Genomic DNA, 17,949 nt, shown 5'->3' with positions numbered 1-17,949 from the left:
CCGGCGACCCCGCTGGAGCAGGACCGGGCGCGATTCCCCGAGGACGAGGCGTTCCTGCGGTTCCGCGACCAGATCAAGCTGCGCGACGCCCGCCTCCAGGGGCAGGTGAACCCCGCGCTACCCAGGACGCTGGACGACTCACAGGTGCCCGGCTTCGCGGGCGCACCGGCGCCTTCCGACTGGCGCTGCCCCCTGCGACTGCGGCCACCGCACGAAGCGGGCAAGCCGACGTCACAGTGAGAGAACAACGTTCAGCGCGGGGCGCGTCGTCGCTGAAACGGGAGTTGCCCCCCGTGGCCGTGCCGGCGCTGTCGTGACCGTGACCGTGCCATTCGAACGGCGATTGCGGACGGGCGTGCGTTCGCCATACGGCGAGCAATCGGCTGTCGCGGCCGGACCAACCATGGTGGAGCCGGGTGGCGCGACGCCATTGATAGCGGGCTTGCCATCCGGCGTCGACTACGTGAAGGTGGTTGGTGGTGCCGGGTCGATCTGAGCATTGCCGGAGCATGAGGCTGCTCACCACGTGTGCACCCAAGGCACGGGGGGGTGGGCGAAATATCAGCGCCTGAGCAGCGGGAAAAGGCTGGCCTGGGGCGCGGATACTGGCGGCTGCTGGGGTCGGTCAGCTTCGCCAATCTCGGTGACGGCATCCGCATCACCGCGTTTCCTCTGCTGGCATTGACGCTGACCCGCGACCCCACCGCGATCGCCGGGCTCGCCGCCATGGAGTTCGTTCCGTGGGTCCTGTTCGGTCCGGTGGCCGGCGCGGTGGTGGACTTCGTCAATCATCGGCGGCTGATGTTGGCAGTGAGCCTCGTGCGCGCGCTGGTGCTGGCATCCGTCGCAATCTCCATCTACGCGGGCACGGCCGAACTCTGGTGGCTGTACGCGGCGGCGCTCGTTATCGGTCTCGGCGAATGCCTTTACGACACGGCGTCCCAGGTGGCGGTGCCGCAGGTCGTGTCGTCCGAAAACCTCCCGCGGGCCAACAGCCTCCTCTCGACGGCCTGGATCACCTGCAACGAGTTCGTGGGCCCGTTCCTCGGCGCCCGGCTGTTCGAGGTGGCCCGGGCACTGCCATTCGTGCTTCATTCGGCCGCCCTCTTTCTGTCGTCGGCGCTTCTGGTCGGCAAGCACCCCGGCCATTCTCGGACGCAGCCGTCAGACGACGGGCCCCCGCCGAAGGTCCGCAGGCCGATGGCCGAACTGCTCGCCGACGGCTTCCGCGTCGTCCGGCGGGACCCGGTGCTGCGGTCCGTGATCCTCGCCGGCGCCGCGGTCGCCGCCGCTGACAGCGCCTGGTACGCGGTACTCGTCATCTACGTCACCGAGGACATCGGCGCCCCGGCGTCGGTCTTCGGCATCCTGCTCGCCGTCAGTTCCATCGGTGGCATCGTCGGCGGGCTGGTGATGGAGCGCGCCGGCAACCGCATCGGTGACGCCAAGGCCCTCGTGGCGGCGACCGCCGGCATCGTCGCGTCGCAGGTCGGCCTCGTACTCGCGACCAGCGAGTTCGTCGTGGGCGCCCTGCTCGTCCTGAGCAGCATGGCGCTCGCCGTGTGGAACATCGCGGCGGTGACGGTCCGCCAGCGGGTGACGCCGCCCGACACGCTCGGCCGGGTCATGGGCCTCTCGCGCAGCATCACCTCGCTCGCGGCGGCCGTCAGCGCCGTCCTCGGGGGTGTCGTGGCCGCGACGGTCGACGTGCGGGCCGCGTTCCTGTTGGGCATTCCGTTCGTGCTCGGCACGAGCATCTGGGCGGTACGCAGACTCGGCGCCCGGGCAACGCAGACGGTCGAACCCGACGACTGCACCCCCGATCGGGTGTGACCGCCGTTCGAAGCTTTCCGGCGGCCCGGGGGGTGGCTCACCAGCGGCGCGATCCCGAATCCAGTAGGGCTGTGGTGCTCTGAAACGAACGCCTTACCCGCCGACGTGGACCGGCTCTGGCAGACGTTCCTGCGCCGCTTCGACATCGAGCACACCTTCCGCCTACTCAAACAAACCCTCGGCTGGACCTGCCCGAAGATCCGCACCTCACAAGCCGCCGACCGATGGACCTGGCTCATCCTGGCCGTCTACGCGCAGCTACGCCTGGCCCGTGGCCTGACAAGTGACCTACGCCGGTCCTGGGAGAAACCGACACCACCCGAACGCCTCTCACCCGCCCGCGTCCGCAGAGGCTTCCGGCACCTCCGCATCAAGACCCCATGCCTGGCCAGCGCACCGAAGCCCTCCCGCCCAGCCCCCGGTCGGTCACCAGGCCGCCGCAACAAACAGGGTCGCTGCCGCGTCCGTCGAACTTGCCCAAGCGATGTGATCAGTGCACGCTGAGGCGGCTCGGCGTCCACCAGACCGGCAAGGCAGCAGGGCCCGACGCGTATGGAATGGGGGATGCGATGTCGGACCTGCTGGCCGGGCTGCGGCCGGAGGCAGCTCGAACGCCTGGCGAGTATGTGGCTCTGCTGCGCCGGCTCCGGACGCTGTCGTGCCTGACCTACCGGGACATCGCTGATCGGGCTCACACTGCGGGCGATGTCCTGCCCGCCAGCACGCTGGCCGCCATGTTGGGGCGCGCCACCCTGCCTCGGGAACAGGCGGTCGCGGCGCTGGTCCGGGCTTGTGGGCTCGGACCGGACGATGTCGTGCGGTGGCTCGATGCCCGCCGTCGACTCGCCGTGAGCGAGGCAGCGGACCACGAGCCGTCCATCGTCGATGCCGAGTCCGACGGCGCACCCGAAGAACTTGGGCCGGAGAGTTTCCCCACCGACCCGAAGGCTGCTGGTGCTCCGGCGGATCCGGTGCCGGTTGGCACCCGGGCCGCGAGCGCACGACCGCGACGTGGCTGGCTTCCGCCTGCGGCACTGGGCTTCGTGGTCGGTGCCGTGGCCGCCACAGTGACGACGATGGCGCTGCTGTCCGCTGGCGGTCCATCTGGCCCGCGTCAGACGCCGGACCATGCCTCGACGAGCGGCGGTACGTCGGCATCGCAGCCTGCCATGCCCGTCCCCGGGCCCTATCGGTTGCGGCTGGCGCACACCAGGCTGTGTGTGTCCGAACGTCCCGACTCCGATCTCGGTCACCTCTTCCAGACTGACTGCGCGGCAGCGATGCCCGCCATGACGCTCACGGACGAGGGCGATCGGATATTCCGTATCCGCACCGACCATCCGCGGTTCGGTCCAGGCTGCATGGGTGTCGACCATGGCAACAAGGATGACAACGGGATGGTCGCGGACAGCTTCTGTGACACCGGCGGCGGCCAGGAGTTTCGTCTCGAACCGGTCATCGTCCCGGCGTTGGGGTACCGCATCCGTCCGGTCCACAGTGGCATGTGTCTCGGCGTCGTCAACGGCGCCACCGGTGACTGGGCACCGGTCCGCCAACTCGCCTGTGACGCCAACGCCGTCGGCCAGGTCTTCCTGCTCGACCCGGCCTGAGGTCGCCGCACCACCTCGCCTGAGTTGACGGCGAGGGCGTCTCGAACGGTTCGGATCTGTTCGGAACACGGGCCGCACCTGTCGTTCGCCTACTGACGGCCGGTACAGGTATTCAGCAGCAGACGCGTGCCGACCGGCGACTGCCGGGGACGGACCGCGTCGGCGCAGGAACCGACACGGGTCGAAGGAGGAACAATAGGCCGTCACGAGTAGCACAACCGGATCCTTGCAAGGCACCGACCATGCCATTGGGGTTGAGAATGACTAGCATCGAAATATCGCGGCGCCGGCTATTGCTCGCGACAGCAGCCGGAATGGCTGCCCCAATACTGCTGGAAACGCCCTCATTCGCCGACGCGAGCAACACCCGCCGCCTGATCTCAAACCTAGCGGAAAGTGAAGTCGGATCAGCCGAGAGCGGAGGCAACTACTACCCAAGCCGCTACAAACTCACCAGCAACATCGTACGGCCAGCTGAATGGTGCGGTGTCTTCGTGAACTACTGCTGGGTCCTTGGCGGAGCCACCAAGAAGCCCAGCATGAAAGGCTCGGGCACCGCTCAAGGGCACTGGGCCACCTACTGGCAGGACTGGGCGAAGCGAAATGGCCGCTGGACGGGGCTGTCGGGCAGTCCCGCCATCGGCGACGCCGTCGTCTATGGCAACTACGCCGCCTCCGGACACATCGGAATCGTCGTCGGCGTACGCGGTTCCGGCTCGAGCCGTGAAATCATGACCGTCGAAGGCAATGTCAGCAACAAGGTGACTAGTTTCGGCTGGCGCAAACCCAGCTCCATGTATGTCACCCGCGACGGCGTCAGGCGTTACGTCTCGGGCTACGCGCGTCCGGTCTAGCTGATCCTGAACCGCTGAGGGGCCGGCGCGGCCCTGACCAATCACAGGAACAGCCCTTGGTTGATGGTGTCCTCATGCGGAGGGCATCGACAACCAAGGGCTGCTCTGGTGACCAGAATCCATCGGGAACCGGAATCCGACGAACGCCGATCCAGGCGGAACCGTCCGCCGACCCCGTCGCTGGGCGGCGAGTCGTCGTTCACCGGGACAGTGTCCGGTGCTTTCGCCGCGTAGACCGACCGGGTGCGGTCGGCCACTGGAGCGACCTACCCGACGGTGCGCTGCGACCCAGCGATCATCGCGCCGGCCGCTGCCACCCTCGCGATCATCTCCGACGGCCGGTTCATCCTCGGGGTGGGAGCCCGGGAGCGACTCAACGAGCACGTCGTCGGCCGGGGCTTCCTGACAATTCCCGGCTCGACCAGTGCGTGAGCCCGTCGCCTCCGGTGGTGTCATCCGGGTCAGGGCGAGGATCCGTGCCCGTACCGACCCGGGCACCTCGGCCGGCTTACCCGGCCGGGGCCGGTCGGCGAGGCATGCCACACCGTGGTCGTGGACCACCCGCGGTGCACGCCTGTCGTCTGTCGATTCGGGCTGCCGGACGTCGCGCCCGTCGCGTGTCCGATGAGGCGGGACCCGAGGGCTGGCGGTGGTCAGCTCCCGGAGTGGTGACCGAGATGGGGCTCAGGCCACACCAGGTTGGAGCCGTGCGACTTCACTGAGCTGGTGATGTCGGACGTCAAAGACGGACTCCGCTGAGGTAGTGCAACGCCGGTCGCCGCCTCGACTACGACCTGGAGATCCGCAAGGTCATCTGCTCCACTGAACGCGATCGAGTCGTTGAACACCCGCTACCGGTGGGCAGTGAAGGCGCGTGGCCACTTCCCGAACGAGCAGGCCGCGTTGAAGTGTCTGTACCTGGTGACCCGGTCCCTGGACCCCACCGGAGCAGGCAGAGCCCGATGGACGATGCGCTGGAAACCAGCCCTGAACGCCTTCGCCATCACCTTCAGCGACCGCTTCCCAGCCGCTGAGACCTACTAACCAAGATCGCCGGCAACACCTTTAGCGAGACAGGCCCAGAGCCGTTAGCGAGACAGCCCCGGCCAGCCGAGGAGGCGGGCTCCGAGTACGGCGGTGTGCAGGGTGAATCTCTGAGTGGGTTCGTTCGGGTGGTAGCCGGTGAGTGCTTGGATGCGGTCGAGGCGGTAGGTGACGGCGCGTACGGACAGGTGCATTTGACGGGCTGTGGCTGTGTGGTTGCCCTGGTTGTCGAAGAGAACCGTAAGTGTGTCGAGGTAGGGCTGGGCTCCTCCGCGTGCCTGGCGTAGGGGGCCGAGGACCGTGGTGACCAGGTCGGTGATGGCGTCGCGGTCGCGTAGGAGAACGGGGAAGACGAGCAGGTCGGCGGCGTTTAGAACTGGGGTGGTGAAGCCGAGTTTGCTGGCCAGGTCGAGGGCGTTGCGGGCTTCTTGCAGGGAGGTGGCGATGCCGTTGACGCCTGGGTGGGGGCGGCCGACGCCGATCTGCCAGGTGCCTGCGTCGAGGTGGTTGAGCAGTTGGTGGGCGAGTTCGGCGGGTAGGCCGCGCAGGCCGCCGGTACTGATGCAGACGAGTTGCCCGTTGCGCAGGGTGGTGAGCGTGTTCCCTGATCCGTAACGGGACGCGAGTGCGGCGTCGATGTCTCGGACGATGGGGTCAGTAAATGCTTCGCTGGCGGCGATGGTGACGATGTGGCTGCCGGACAGGCGGATGCCGTACCGGTGGGCACGTTCGGCGAGGTGTCCGGGGTCGGCTCGTCCGGTGAGTAGGTCGTTGACGAACTCGCTGCGCTGGTCGTCGTGGTCGGCCAACTGTCGGCGGACGTGGTCGTGGAATCCGGCGGTTACGGCGTCGAGGATGTTGGTTGTGGCGTCGAGCAAGTCCGCTGCGCGGGCATGGACGGCGGCTGAGGTTTCCTCGCGTTGCGGTGGGCGGCTGGTCCAGGTGTTTCTGGCGGCGCTGAGCATGGCGGCTACGAGGTCGTCGATGCTGTGGCTGCTGGTCGCGGCGTCGCGCCCGAGAGCGGTGGCTTGCTGGTGGCGGTGCGTTCCGGGTGGGAGCTGCAGCAGTGTCTGGCATTGCTCGGTGAGTGGTTGCGGGTGAGGGCTCATCGCGTCTTCCTTGACCAGCGGTGGCCGCCCCCGTTCAGTTGGCGGCCACCAGCATGTGGATTAGACGCCGACGTCGCGTCGGTCGAACAGGATCACTGCGGCGACCGCGGTGGCGATGCCGATGCCGGCCAGCAAGAGCAGGGGTCCTGGATGCCAGCCGGTGTGGAGCGGATCGGTGCCGATGAAGTAATAGAACGGCGAGAGCCATTTCAGCCAGCTCGCGTCGTCGCTGATGTTCGGGAGGGCATTAGCCATGTAGGTGGCCACGCCGAGAACGCCGGCCACCGTAAGCACGGTGCCGCGTTTGCCGGTGACGGCCCCGGCAAGGAAGGCGATGCCGGTGAAGCACCACGCCAGCAGCACGAGGCCGACGCAGGCAGCGGCGAGGTTTCCCATAGGGACGTTCATGCCGATCGCCGGGACGAGGATGCTGAGCAGGATCCATGGAACTACGGCGACCAGCGTGATCGCCGAAGCTGCCGCTGCCAGCCGTTGGACCGCAAACGCCGTACGCGACAGCGGATTGGCCAGCAGCAGCTCCATGCCGCCGTCCTCTTCGGGCCGGGCGATGGTGCGGGCCGTGAGCGTTACCGCGCACATGAGCACCAGCAGCGGGCCGATCAGGGAGAAGACGGTGGCTTGCAGGTAGCCGGCCGGAGATAGCATGTCGGCGATGCCGAGGAAGTCGAGCATTCCTTGGGGCAGCGCGTTCTGCTTGAGTTCGGCGGCACCCTGGAACTGGCTGTAGAAGCCGGTGTAGATGGCGGTGAACGCGCCGACTCCGCAGGTCCAGCCGATGATGGCGCGGCGGTCGTCGCGCCAGGTCTTACGCACCAGCGGCGGCAGCATCGCTCGCACCTTCTCCCGTGTAGTAGTAGGACAAGAACGTCTCTTCCAGGTCCGGCTCGGCTGACAGCAGGTCGACGACCTCGTGCCGGGCGGCGGTCTTGATCAGGGGGTCGAGACGGCCGTCGACGGTGCAGCGCAGCACCGGACCGGCGACCTCGACGCCCGTGACGCCCGGAAGGCCGGTGAACTCCGACGCCTGGACGGGGTCGCCGAAGTGGATCTCAACGCTGCGGACGGCCCGTCGACCGAGGGACTCGACCTTCTCCATGGCGGCCAGCCGCCCGTCGCGGATGATGGCCACCCGATCGGCGGTGGACTGGACCTCGGCGAGCACGTGCGAGGACATGAACACCGTCTGGCCGTTGTGGCGGGCGTCGCGGACCATGGCCAGGAACTCCTGCTGCATGAGCGGATCCAGGCCACTGGTCGGCTCGTCGAGGATCAGCAGCGCCGGTTGGTGCATGAACGCTTGCACGAGGCCGACCTTCTGCTTGTTGCCTTTCGACATGGCCCGCACGGGCCGGGAAAGGTCCAGGTCGAGGCGGTCGGCCAAGCTGGTGACGGCGGTCCACGGCAGGCCGCCGCGGGCGTCGCCGAGAAACCGCAGCAGCTCCTTGGCGGTTTCCCGGCCCGGGAAGGCGAGTTCACCGGGTAGGTAGCCGATCTGCCGGTGCAGGGCGGCCTTGTCCTTGCGTGGGTCCATGCCGAGGACCCGGGCGTGGCCGCGGGTGGGGCGCAGGAAGTCCAGCAGTAGCCGGATGGTGGTGGTCTTCCCTGCGCCGTTGGGGCCGAGGAAGCCCATCACCTCGCCGGTGCGGACTTCCAGGGTGAGGTCTTCGATGCCGCGCCGGGAGCCGTAGAACTTCGTCAAGCCCTCGGCCAGCACGACAATGTCGCTGGTCATGTCGTACAGCATTCGTGTGTTCCTGCTCGGGTTCTAGGGCAACGCCCAGACGACTGTGCTGTGCCGATCTTGCCGAGGTTCGGAAAGCAGCCAGTTCGCCAGCAAAACGTGTCAAGGCTGACACGTGACGACAACAGGCGGGGTCGTCGCCGAGCTGAGCGTCGGTAGACCGCGCGGACGGCACCAGGCCCGGCGAGTGGGTGGTTCGGGAGGATCTGTCCGATACGGGCTTGGCGGTTCGTTAGAGGCTCTGGTGGTGGGGGTTACGCGGACGTCGTCGGCGGGGCGAGGGTGAACAGTCCGGTCTCGGGTTCGGTGAGGATCTGGCGGGCGACGAGGCTTTTGGGCTTGGCGCGGAGATTCTCGGTGTCCTTCGCGGTGGTGCCGGTACCCAGCGCCTGACAGATGTCCTTGGCGCGCATCGGTGCGGTGGCGGCGTGGAAGACGGCGAGGATCTGCTGGTAGGCGGGGTGGCGATGGTCGGGTCAGCGGGTGCCGCGGCGTCGAGTGGGCCGCCGAGGCTCAGGAGCGTCTTGCGGGTGATGGCGAGTTCGGTGACCTCGGTCTCGGCCGCGGTGAGCTGCTCGTCGAGGGAGGCGATCTGGGCGCGGAGCCGCTCGACGGCCAGGCCGGCGGCGGTTTCGCGTTCGGTGAGCAGCGTCGGCTGAGTCACCGTTGGTCGCGCCAGGTCGTGGTCGTGGTGCCGGTCAACCGGCGGATGAGGTACGCCGTCGAGGCCCACCAGGTGCGTGACACCGCCGAGGCGGGTCGGCTCTCGTACTCGCGGACCAGGCGGCGGTGCAGCATCAGCGTGCCGTTGGTCTGCTCCACCACCACCGGCGCTTCACCGGCACGAACCCGGCCGTCGTGTCGGACCGAAGGACCTGTTCGACGTCGATACCTCGGACCGCGCCGTGGATCTGCACGTCGTCTTTGAACCCGGCATCGACCCACGCCTTGGTCACCGTCGGGTGTGCGCGCGGACGTTGTCCAGCAGCCGGATGCCGATCGCGTTGACGGTGACCGACGCCGCGGTGACCACCACCGCGATGATCAACCCCAGGGCGTCGACCGCGAGGCCCCGCTTACGGCCCGGGACCTTCTTCGCCGCGTCCTTGCCGGTCGTCGCGGCCAGGACGTGGTTGGCCGCCCGAATCGACTGAGTGTGCAGCACCACCGCGGTCGGATCCTCCCGCCGGCCGGCCCGCTCCCTCGCCTGGCAGCGCAGCAGATCATGGATCACCTGGTCGGTGCCGTCATCACGCCACAGGGCGAAGTAGTAGTAGGTGGCCGACTTCGGCGGCAGGTACGCCCACTGACAACCAGTCCGGTTCTGGTAGAAGATCGAATTCACGATCTCCCGCAACTCGTAGCGGCCCTGATGCCCCGACACCGACGGATGCCGGTCTTTCCACGCCTGTAGGAACGGTCCGACCACCGCCCACTGCTCGTCGGTCAAGTCGCTCGGGTACGCCGCACGCTCACCCATGATCAGCCCAACACCGCGATGGCCTCGCCGGTTACGACCACGGCTCACATCCACATGCCAGCTCAAACCCACAATGGACGAAAGCTACCGAACCACCCTCTCAAGCGCTCGGTCAGCAGCGGCGGGCCTTGACGATCACGTCATGGATTGAGACCGGCTGGCCGTCGTGGCCGGTCATGGCCCGGTGCGATTCACGCGCGGCCAGGATCTCCCAGACGGCCGGATCGAGGCGCGCCGTGATGTCGGCGGCTGTCACTGAGGCCGAGGCGGGCGGCTCGGTGTCGCCGTGGCCGTGCCCGGCGGCAGGGTCTTGGTCGTGGTGGTGCAGGTGCCCGACGATGAGCAGGGTGCCGCCGGGGGCGACCCAGGACGCGATGCGGTCGTAGAAGTCCAGTTGCGGCATGGCGGGGTGCGCGTAGAGCGTGGTGACCAGGTCGTACTGGATTTGCGGCTGCCACATGGACAGGTCAGCTTCGACCCACTGCACCCGGTCGGCGACGCCACTGCCGTCCGCGCGCTCGGCCGCGTGAGCGAGCGCCGCGGCGGCGATGTCCGCCCCGGTGACCTGCCAGCCCTGGGTGGCGAGCCAGATCGCCTCGGCCCCGGCGCCACAGCCCGCGTCCAGGGCCGTTCCCGGCGCCAGGTCCCCGACTTCGCTCATCAGATGCGGGTTGGCCTGACGGGTGGCCATCGCAGCGGCACGATCGCTGTCCCATATCTGATCCCAGTACTGCTTGTCGAACGAATGCGTCATCGACACGTCCTCCTGGTCAGCAGCAGGTTCGGCCGACGCGGCCACAGCCCGGTTCACGTCTTCCATCACCAGGTCAGCGTTGATGTGCTGGGCCGCACGAGCGCCCTCGGCCGCGGCCCCACTGACCTGTGCCGAGATGTCGGAGGCGTTGCCCGCGGCCCAGACCCCGGCGATAGTGGTCTTGCCGAAAGCGTCCGTCTCGATGAACTCGCCGGCCGGATGGGTCGTCGGCTTGATGCCGATCCCGACGAAAGGTGCCGTGCGAGCGACCATCCGTGTTGTCACGGCGACGACATCGACCGCAACGACCCGATCGTCGTCCAGTCGGACACCACTCACCCGACCACCGTCGATCTCCAGCCGCGAGACCCCGCCGGAGACCACCGTGACGCCGAGCGCATCCAGCTGAGCGCTTACCTGCGGCTCCAGTTGGTGGTCACCCGCGAACAACACTACGTCGGAGCTCCACTGACGGAACAAGAATGCCTTGTGCGCTGCCATCGGCTCCGTGAGCAGAACTCCGATCCTCTTGTCGCGAACCTCCCAGCCGTGGCAGTACGGGCAGTGCACGACGCCGTTCCCCCACTGCTCGCGCACCCCGGGAACATCAGGTAGCTCATCGACAAGGCCGGTCGCGATCAGGAGACGCCGAGCCTGCAGAACCTCGCCGTCGCGCAAGACGACCGTGAAGCCGTACGACGCGCAGGAGACCTCGACCACTTCGCCCGCGAGGATCTCACCGCCGTAGCCGAGGACCTCTTCGCGTCCGCGGGCGAGCAGTTCGGCGGGCCTCACCCCGTCCAAGGCCAGCAACCCGTGCACCCCGCCGGCTGGGGCGTTCCTCGGCTCACCCGCGTCCACCACAGTCACCGAGCGGCGCGCGCGAGCCAAGGTCAGTGCGGCGCTGAGGCCGGCCGCGCCACCGCCAACGACTACCACGTCCCGGAGCGTGCTCGTTTGTCCTGTCATCATGACCCCCGATGAGCCTGCGGCTGCCCGATGGCAACCAGATGTCCCCAACAGTGAGCACCGGCGAGCAGAACTGCAAAGATTTTTGCCAAATGGCAAACTGGGGTATGGATGAACAGGCGGACCGCACCCTCGACGCTGTCGGACCACGGCTCAAGCAACTACGCCACCATCGCGATATCACCCTGACAGAACTCGCCGAGCAGACCGGCATCTCGATCAGTACGCTCTCCCGGCTCGAGGCAGGCCTCCGGCGTCCTACGCTCGAACAGCTTCTACCCCTGGCCCGCGCCTACGGCGTCACCCTCGACGAACTCGTCGACGCACCACCGACCGGCGACCCTCGCATCAACATGCGCCCGCTGCCCACCACTGACGGCTCCACCGTTCTACCGCTGTCTCGGCGGCCCGGAGGGATCCAGGCCTACAAGATCGTTCTTCCTGCGAGGCCCGACGACACCAAACCGGACCTACGCACGCACGAAGGCTATGACTGGGCCTTCGTCCTCAACGGCCGGCTACGACTCGTTCTGGGCGAACACGATCTCATCCTCGAACCAGGCGAGGCCTTCGAGTTCGACACCCGGACCCCGCACTGGTTCGGCGCCACCAGCTCAGGGCCGGTAGAGTTCCTCAGCCTCGTCGGGAAACAGGGCGAACGCGCACACGTCCGCACTCCCCAGCAGCTGGGATGAGACCTGTTCGGGGCGCTGGGAGTGTCAAGTTAACGGCTGATCTTGGTTGTTGAGGTGGTCAGTGATTGGCCGGGGTGAGTCGGCCTTCGAAGGCGGTCTGGAAGGCGTTCAACGGTGCTTTCCAGCGCATGGTGCAGCGCCGGCGTCCGGCGCCGGCGGGGTCGAGACTCATCAATGCCATGTAGACGCACTTGAGCGCGGCGGCCTCGTTCGGGAAGTGACCACGAGCTCGGACGGCCTTGCGGATGCGGGCATTGACGCTCTCGATCGCGTTGGTGGAGCAGATGACCTTGCGGATCTCGACGTCGAAGGCGAGGAACGGCACGAACTCCGCCCAGGCGACCAGCATCAGCACGTCGGCGACGCCGCGGTTCTTCAGTTCGGTGAGCACGTGCAGCCAGTGTTCGGCACCTTCGCCGCCGTCGCCGTCGCCGGCCCAGATTCCGAGGATGTCGCGGTGACCGTCGACGGTGACGGCCATCGCGAGGTAAATCGACCGGTTCGCGACCTGCCTGTCTCTGATCTTGACGTTGATGGCATCGATGAACACGACCGGGTACACGGGGTCGAGGGGCCGGTTCCGCCACTCGACCATGCCGTCCATGACCTTGAGCCTTTTTCATCGTGACGGCGCAGGTCACGGCAGGTGGAACCCTGGCGGGCCAGTGCCGCGGCGCCCGCCGCGTCGGCTGCGAAAATCGCTGTCCGGTTGTCGGAGAACACTGGTAGAAAGCCGGAGTGCAAAAGACTTTGACGTTCTCTGATTATCTGCGGCTCATTGACGAACGGTCGACCGCCTTCCGCGCCGCGGTCGCCGCGGCGCCCAGCCTCGACGTGTCGGTTCTGACCAGCGATCCGCATGCCTCTCCCGAGCGGACGCTGTTCGACCTCGTACAACACGTGGGCATGGCCCGCCGCAAATCAGCCGCCATCGTCGCCGCAGGGCCTGCAGACGCGCCCCCGGAGAAGTCGGCTTGGGACGACGGCATGGGTGCGCCTCGGGAACCCGAGGCACTGCTGGCCTGGTGGACCGAGTCCATCGAGCTACTGACGAGCACGCTGCGTGAGGCCGGCCCGGATCGCGGTTGTTGGACGTGGTGGGATGACTCGCCGTCACCGCAAACCTCTGGTGCCTGGGCGCGGCGACAGGTCCCCGAGATCGCGGTGTACACCTACGACGCCCAGCTCACGGTGGGTGCCCCGCAGCCGCTACCAGACGAGGTCGCCCTCGACAGTTTCGACGACTGCCAGTTCACCCTCTGCGCAACGACGGTCGCCTGGCCACACCAACCCGCCGTCGTCGATTATCACGCTACCGAGGGCCGCTCCTGGCGCCTGCGGCTGTCCCGCGACGGGATACGGGTCGCCCGCCTCGGCGAGCCCGCTGCCGGTGAGGCCCCGGACACGGCCGACGCCTCCGCCCGGGGCACGGCCAGTGACCTAGTCCTGATGTTCTACGGCCGCATACCGCTGGATTCCCTGAAGCTCGAAGGCGACCGTCGCATCTTCGATCAGCTCATCGCCTGGGACCCGTCCGTGTAACAACGATCCCTCTTATCCTGCGTAGGCCGGGTTCTCGACGTGGTGCAGAACCAGGATCGCCTGCAGGATCGCGGTGGCGCACTGTGGGCAACAGCGCAGTTTCGTCAGAACTTTCCAGGTCTTGAGGGTGGCGTTGGCGCGTTCACCGATGGCCCGGATCCGGGCGTGAGCGCGGTTGACCTTCTTCTGCCAGGGCGGCAGTTTCGGCCGGTAGCGGTGGCGTTTGAATGGTGTGCGGATGCTGCCGCGGGCGCCTTGGTATGCCTTATCGGCAAAGGTCATCACGTTGGTGCTGTTCAGGGCGTCGATGATGCCGTGAGCGCGGGCTGCGGTCAGGTCATGGACCGAGCCGGGCAGCTGAGGCCCAGACCAGCCGGCCTGCCGGGTCGGCGACGACCTGTACGTTCAGGCCGTGACGGCGGTGTTTTCCCGAGTAGTAGGGCTTCTGGTTGGCAACTCGGTCGATCGGGATCAGAGTTCCGTCGAGGATCGCGTAGGCCAGCCGGCGGATCCGGTCCATCGCGGCGTTCAGGTCGTCTGCGGTGGCGGCAAGCAGGTCGACAGCTTCGCAGACGTCCCGCCAAGCCGTCGTGAAACCGATCTCGAATCCGCAGGCCAGGCGGGTCAGGGTGTCACCGTTGCGCAGGTGGGCGAGCGCGAGCAGTGCCTGCCGGCTGGGATCAAGGCGCCGCCATCGGGATCTGCGCTGTTCGCGGTGGCGGCGGATGAGACCCGCGAGGTGGTTCAGGCTGCGGGCGGACAACGGAATCGCGGCAGGGTAAGGGCTGGCGCCGGCCCTCGTCGCTTCGCTCTCCCAGACCTCGTGGGCCGCGGCGCGGGCGGCGTCGGGAGCAGACCGTCCAGCCGCTCGCTGCCGGTCGTACGCGGCCCGCCACTGCGGGTGCAACTCCCCCAGGCGATCCAGGGCGAGCCCCGCGAGCGTCTGCGCGACAGGGTCACCGGCGGCGGCGTGCACCGTCGCGGTACGCCAAACCTGGGCCACCTCGGTGAGGGTGGCGTCCTTCAGCCACGCGCCGTCGACCCGGCGGGCGAGTCGCTCCCGATCTGCACGGACGGAGTCGCCGAGCCGGGCGGCCTCGCGGCTGGCCGCCTCGGCGGCCCGCTCCCGGCCGGCGGCGCGTTCCTCCTCGGCGGCCCTGCGCTGGATACCCACTGCGGCGAAGCGGGCGACGGCCTCGCTGAGGGTGGAAACGACGCCGAAGAACTGCATCGCCTTCTGTCTGGCCTCGTCGACCGGGTCTTCGTGCTGCGGTTGCATCATGCTGGGCTCCTTCCGTTACCGGCCCGCGGTGTGCGGCGGGCACTGTCCACTGTCGGGCTGGGCGTTACCGCCACCGTGAGCGGCGTCGTTACCGGCCGCTGCCCGCCGGCGGCGAAGGCCCGGAGTTGCCGGGCTGCGTCCCGGGCTGCCTTCGCCTGGTGCAGCCGATGCTGAGCGGTGCGGAGGTACTCCAGCGCGTCGGCAAGCCGCGCCATGTCGAGCACCAGCGCCATCGCGGCGACCGAGTCCTCGTCTGCGGCGATGCGACCCATGAGCGCTACCAGCCGCGACATCGCTCGTAGCTCGTACGACAGGGACGTCATGCGCGCGGTTCGTGCGTACATGTCGCGTGCGGCGCGGTCGAACACCTCCGCCGCCCGGTGCAACGGCCCGCGCAGGCTGCCTTCCCTCGCGTACGCCAGGCTGGTGAGCACGTCGGCTGCGGCGGTAGCGGCGGCCTGGGCCGCCGCGGGATCCTCGCGGGCGCTGCGACGGATCTCTTCAGCCGCGACCTGGGTGACGCCGGCGGCGTCGCGTAGGGCTTGGGCGCGGGCCGTGACCCCACCTCCCGACGGTAGGCCGACGGCCGGCGGCAGGTCGCCCCACCGACGGCGCAGCTTCGGCAGGGTCAGGTCCGGGGCGAGTCGCCCACCGGAGAACCACACCGTTTGCCCGTCACCGGTACCCGCGCCAGGCAGGGCGACGGCGTAGCCGGTGATCTCATCGGCGTTGTCGGTGCTGCGACGCACTCTGATCAGCACCCCTGCCTCCGCCAGCCGGTCGAGGAACTCCAGCTCGCTGCCGGCGGCGGCGACGGCGGTGCGGACCCGCCGTCGCAACTCGTCGCGCGGGGTGTCGCTCCAGCCCTTGCGGCGGGCCTTGTTGACCTCCACCGGGTGGGGCCTCCGGTGTGCCGTGCGGTCGGCCGGGGGCACCTGCCTGCGCAGGCCGTAGCGGCGGGCGACGTTGAAGGTGGCCATCACGCACTTGCGATAGTCGTTACGGGCCCAGTTCGTGCGGCCGTCTTCGCGCACGAGGGTCGCGACGATGTGGACGTGATCGTCGTTGTGCCGCACCACCACCCACCGCAGGCCCGGGTCGTCCGCTTGCGTGGCGAGTCCCGCTTCGGTGAGCATCTCCCGGGCCATACGCCCCCAAGTGCCGTCGGTGAGCACCCGGTCGCGGTCCTCCGGCGCCAAGCGCATCGAGCAGTGCCACACCGGTCTCGCCGGCGCGCGGATCCCGGCGCGCACCGGCTCGTCCAGGAGAGTGGTCAGCCTCCGGAAGTCCCGCTTACCTGAGGCGGTGGTCTCCGGCTCCAGATCGGCCAGCTCCCCGGCACCGTCCCATGCCGCGACCAACCGCGGGTTGACGTGCTCCTCCTGCTTCCCAGGCCCGTACAGGTAGCGCAGCAACCCACCGACACGGCAGCCGCGACGGTGAACGCGCGCAATCACCGCAGCCGCCGGTCAATCAGGGCCGTCACCTGGTCGAGGCGGGCGACGGCATGCGCACACAACTGCACCGCCTCGACGGCCCAGCCGGGCAGCTCCCCGGTCGAGTTCACGGCCGCAGCAGCCTGATTGACGTTGGAGCCGAACATGTTCACCGCACGGCGGGCAGCGAACAGTTCCCGCTGCAACTCCCGCAAGTCACCGGTAAGGCCCGTGGCCGGCTCTTCTGCGCGCGCTGCGCCGACCACCACCTGCGCCGTGTAGCCCGCTGGCGTCAGACCGGCTCGCAGGGCCGCCTCAGCGACCAGCGCGCGCTCTTCGTCGGAGAGCCGAGGGTAGATCCGGTGAGGACGGGCGGGGCTGAGGTGCTCACGGTGCCGGGCCTGGCCAGAGGCATTGACATTGCCTTCGGTGCTCACGGCAACGAGCCTTACGCCTGGCCGTTAACGCCCCGGTGAGCGGAACCGTTACCGACACCGGCCAGCGCTTCAGCGACCACCGTCGAGGGAAAAGTGACCGGGCGTAGCAGCGAGTGTGATTTAATGCCGTTCCGCGTGGTCAGACGCATCGGTCGCGCCTTCGAGCATGATCGAATCGAACCACGCGGTACGGCGTTCGCTGACGGTCCGCTGACTTCGAGTGACGCCCTGCGGGCGCTCGAGGACGGCCGGAGGCCACCCGCAGGGCAGTGCGAGCGCATGGCCAATTCCCGGAACCCTGCTTTGCAAAGATCAAGACTGCTGTCGGCTGGTGTCTGTGACTGCCGCTGACCTGCTCGTCGTGTCGTCTCTCGTCGGCCTCCGACCAGGTCCGTCGGCGGGCTTGGCTGTACGGATGGCTGTACTGACGGCTCTACTCGGCCGGCTCCATGACCTTGAACTGCTGCACGAGTAGGGCGGGCAGGTCACCCAAGGTAGCGAAAGCCGGCCCGCCCCAGTCCGGATCGGTGTCGTTGTGCTCCGTGGTACGGAAGACGGTCATACCGACCGTTGCTGCCCCGGCCAGCTCACCGTCTGCGCCATCGCCAACAAAGACGCACTCGGCCGGCCGAACACCCAGGCACTTGGCAGCAAGGCCATAGATCGCCGGGTCAGGCTTGGCCAGCCCGACATCGCAGGAGAAGACCGCGACATCGAACCGTTGGGCGAGCGGACTCTGCGGCCATGCCTCCGAAGTGTCCGAGGTGGCGTTGCTGATAAGGGCCAGCGGATGTCCGTCACCGCGTAACGCGTCGAGCACGTCCAGGGTGGCGGTCGAGACGGTATCCAGCACCCGGCGCCCGAGGGCTCGCCGGTGTTCACCGGCCCGTATCACCTGTTCGTTCGTTGGTGCTCCGCCGAGGCGTCCGGCGAGGATGCGGATGGTCTCCTCCACATCCCATCGGACCAATCGGTCCCGCCAGGTGGCGTGGTACGCGGCGACCAGGGCGGCCGGAGCCACCCCGACCATAAGCGCCATATCGCCGACTACCCGGTCACGCTCCTCGTCGGCCCCCTCGATCAGGGTATGAAAAAGGTCGAAGACCAATGGTCGAGACATCTCAGCATCCTACTGAGATCGT

General features: G+C 68.1%; 14 protein-coding genes and 5 pseudogenes. 8 read left to right on the top strand and 11 right to left on the bottom strand.

The genetic code is table 11. The features are described 5' to 3' along the window. Nucleotides 1–549 precede the first annotated feature (549 nt). The 6 genes and pseudogenes from AC0OO9_RS26135 to AC0OO9_RS26110 all read left to right on the top strand — a co-directional run. Nucleotides 550–1,833, top strand: a complete 1,284-nt coding sequence (locus AC0OO9_RS26135) for an MFS transporter (protein WP_484513059.1) — start codon at nt 550–552, stop codon at nt 1,831–1,833. Nucleotides 1,834–1,869: 36 nt separating this feature from the next. Further along, nucleotides 1,870–2,277 (top strand): annotated as a pseudogene (locus tag AC0OO9_RS26130) (NF041680 family putative transposase); the annotation flags it as partial. 125 nt (nt 2,278–2,402) lie between these two features. Beyond that, a complete protein-coding gene (locus AC0OO9_RS26125; protein WP_165947966.1) occupies nt 2,403–3,443 on the top strand; it encodes a helix-turn-helix domain-containing protein in 1,041 nt (346 codons plus the stop codon). Nucleotides 3,444–3,703: 260 nt separating this feature from the next. Then, nucleotides 3,704–4,297, top strand: a complete 594-nt coding sequence (locus AC0OO9_RS26120) for a CHAP domain-containing protein (RefSeq protein ID WP_484513057.1) — start codon at nt 3,704–3,706, stop codon at nt 4,295–4,297. Between the two features lie 243 nt (nt 4,298–4,540). Beyond that, nucleotides 4,541–4,729, top strand: a complete 189-nt coding sequence (locus tag AC0OO9_RS26115) for an LLM class flavin-dependent oxidoreductase (protein WP_484513055.1) — start codon at nt 4,541–4,543, stop codon at nt 4,727–4,729. A 350-nt stretch (nt 4,730–5,079) separates the two neighbouring features. Then, a pseudogene (locus AC0OO9_RS26110) lies at nt 5,080–5,341 on the top strand (transposase); the annotation flags it as partial. Between the two features lie 44 nt (nt 5,342–5,385). Here AC0OO9_RS26110 and AC0OO9_RS26105 read toward each other — a convergent pair. From AC0OO9_RS26105 to AC0OO9_RS26080, 6 genes and pseudogenes are all read right to left on the bottom strand, one after another. Then, nucleotides 5,386–6,450 carry a PucR family transcriptional regulator gene (locus AC0OO9_RS26105; protein ID WP_484513053.1) on the bottom strand — a complete coding sequence of 355 codons (1,065 nt, stop codon included), beginning with the start codon at nt 6,448–6,450 and terminating at the stop codon, nt 5,386–5,388. 60 nt (nt 6,451–6,510) lie between these two features. Continuing rightward, the gene (locus AC0OO9_RS26100) at nt 6,511–7,299 is read right to left on the bottom strand and encodes an ABC transporter permease subunit (protein WP_132240888.1); all 789 of its coding nucleotides are present in this window, start codon (nt 7,297–7,299) and stop codon (nt 6,511–6,513) included. Then, nucleotides 7,277–8,203: an ABC transporter ATP-binding protein gene (locus tag AC0OO9_RS26095; protein ID WP_484513051.1), complete on the bottom strand. Its 927-nt coding sequence runs from the start codon at nt 8,201–8,203 to the stop codon at nt 7,277–7,279. Before AC0OO9_RS26095 ends, AC0OO9_RS26100 begins: the two co-directional genes overlap by 23 nt. Nucleotides 8,204–8,466: 263 nt before the next feature. Then, on the bottom strand, nt 8,467–8,625 hold the full coding sequence (locus AC0OO9_RS26090; protein WP_484513050.1) for a hypothetical protein: 159 nt from the start codon (nt 8,623–8,625) through the stop codon (nt 8,467–8,469). A 247-nt stretch (nt 8,626–8,872) separates the two neighbouring features. Beyond that, nucleotides 8,873–9,692 (bottom strand): annotated as a pseudogene (locus AC0OO9_RS26085) (IS5 family transposase). 112 nt (nt 9,693–9,804) lie between these two features. Next, nucleotides 9,805–11,385, bottom strand: coding sequence for an FAD-dependent oxidoreductase (locus AC0OO9_RS26080; RefSeq protein ID WP_484513049.1), 1,581 nt, complete (start codon nt 11,383–11,385; stop codon nt 9,805–9,807). A gap of 137 nt (nt 11,386–11,522) precedes the next feature. On the opposite strand from AC0OO9_RS26080, the gene AC0OO9_RS26075 reads away from it, so the two are divergent. Continuing rightward, nucleotides 11,523–12,110 carry a helix-turn-helix domain-containing protein gene (locus tag AC0OO9_RS26075; protein WP_132240904.1) on the top strand — a complete coding sequence of 196 codons (588 nt, stop codon included), beginning with the start codon at nt 11,523–11,525 and terminating at the stop codon, nt 12,108–12,110. A 58-nt stretch (nt 12,111–12,168) separates the two neighbouring features. On the opposite strand, the pseudogene AC0OO9_RS26070 reads toward AC0OO9_RS26075, so the two are convergent. Continuing rightward, a pseudogene (locus tag AC0OO9_RS26070) lies at nt 12,169–12,720 on the bottom strand (transposase); the annotation flags it as partial. A gap of 128 nt (nt 12,721–12,848) precedes the next feature. On the opposite strand from AC0OO9_RS26070, the gene AC0OO9_RS26065 reads away from it, so the two are divergent. Continuing rightward, on the top strand, nt 12,849–13,652 hold the full coding sequence (locus tag AC0OO9_RS26065; RefSeq protein ID WP_484513047.1) for a maleylpyruvate isomerase N-terminal domain-containing protein: 804 nt from the start codon (nt 12,849–12,851) through the stop codon (nt 13,650–13,652). Between the two features lie 12 nt (nt 13,653–13,664). Here AC0OO9_RS26065 and AC0OO9_RS26060 read toward each other — a convergent pair. The 4 genes and pseudogenes from AC0OO9_RS26060 to AC0OO9_RS26045 form a co-directional block, all read right to left on the bottom strand. Beyond that, nucleotides 13,665–14,421 (bottom strand): annotated as a pseudogene (locus tag AC0OO9_RS26060) (transposase family protein). 509 nt (nt 14,422–14,930) lie between these two features. Beyond that, the gene (locus AC0OO9_RS26055; RefSeq protein ID WP_484513046.1) at nt 14,931–16,349 is read right to left on the bottom strand and encodes a relaxase/mobilization nuclease domain-containing protein; all 1,419 of its coding nucleotides are present in this window, start codon (nt 16,347–16,349) and stop codon (nt 14,931–14,933) included. A 38-nt stretch (nt 16,350–16,387) separates the two neighbouring features. Beyond that, nucleotides 16,388–16,807: a hypothetical protein gene (locus tag AC0OO9_RS26050; protein ID WP_484513044.1), complete on the bottom strand. Its 420-nt coding sequence runs from the start codon at nt 16,805–16,807 to the stop codon at nt 16,388–16,390. Between the two features lie 433 nt (nt 16,808–17,240). After that, a complete protein-coding gene (locus AC0OO9_RS26045; RefSeq protein WP_484513042.1) occupies nt 17,241–17,927 on the bottom strand; it encodes an HAD family hydrolase in 687 nt (228 codons plus the stop codon). Nucleotides 17,928–17,949 lie beyond the last annotated feature (22 nt).

The organism is Micromonospora sp. USAFONa4, from assembly GCF_057197825.1.
This window is presented reverse-complemented; position numbering and strand designations above follow the sequence as displayed.

What these genes read in the sequence shown, in the direction of transcription:
- AC0OO9_RS26125 (WP_165947966.1), top strand. Translation starts at nt 2,403, where the DNA reads ATGTCGGACCTGCTGGCCGGGCTGCGGCCGGAGGCAGCTCGAACGCCT.
- AC0OO9_RS26120 (WP_484513057.1), top strand. Translation starts at nt 3,704, where the DNA reads ATGACTAGCATCGAAATATCGCGGCGCCGGCTATTGCTCGCGACAGCA.
- AC0OO9_RS26105 (WP_484513053.1), bottom strand. Translation starts at nt 6,450, where the DNA reads ATGAGCCCTCACCCGCAACCACTCACCGAGCAATGCCAGACACTGCTG.
- AC0OO9_RS26100 (WP_132240888.1), bottom strand. Translation starts at nt 7,299, where the DNA reads ATGCTGCCGCCGCTGGTGCGTAAGACCTGGCGCGACGACCGCCGCGCC.
- AC0OO9_RS26095 (WP_484513051.1), bottom strand. Translation starts at nt 8,203, where the DNA reads ATGACCAGCGACATTGTCGTGCTGGCCGAGGGCTTGACGAAGTTCTAC.
- AC0OO9_RS26090 (WP_484513050.1), bottom strand. Translation starts at nt 8,625, where the DNA reads ATGCGCGCCAAGGACATCTGTCAGGCGCTGGGTACCGGCACCACCGCG.
- AC0OO9_RS26075 (WP_132240904.1), top strand. Translation starts at nt 11,523, where the DNA reads ATGGATGAACAGGCGGACCGCACCCTCGACGCTGTCGGACCACGGCTC.
- AC0OO9_RS26045 (WP_484513042.1), bottom strand. Translation starts at nt 17,927, where the DNA reads ATGTCTCGACCATTGGTCTTCGACCTTTTTCATACCCTGATCGAGGGG.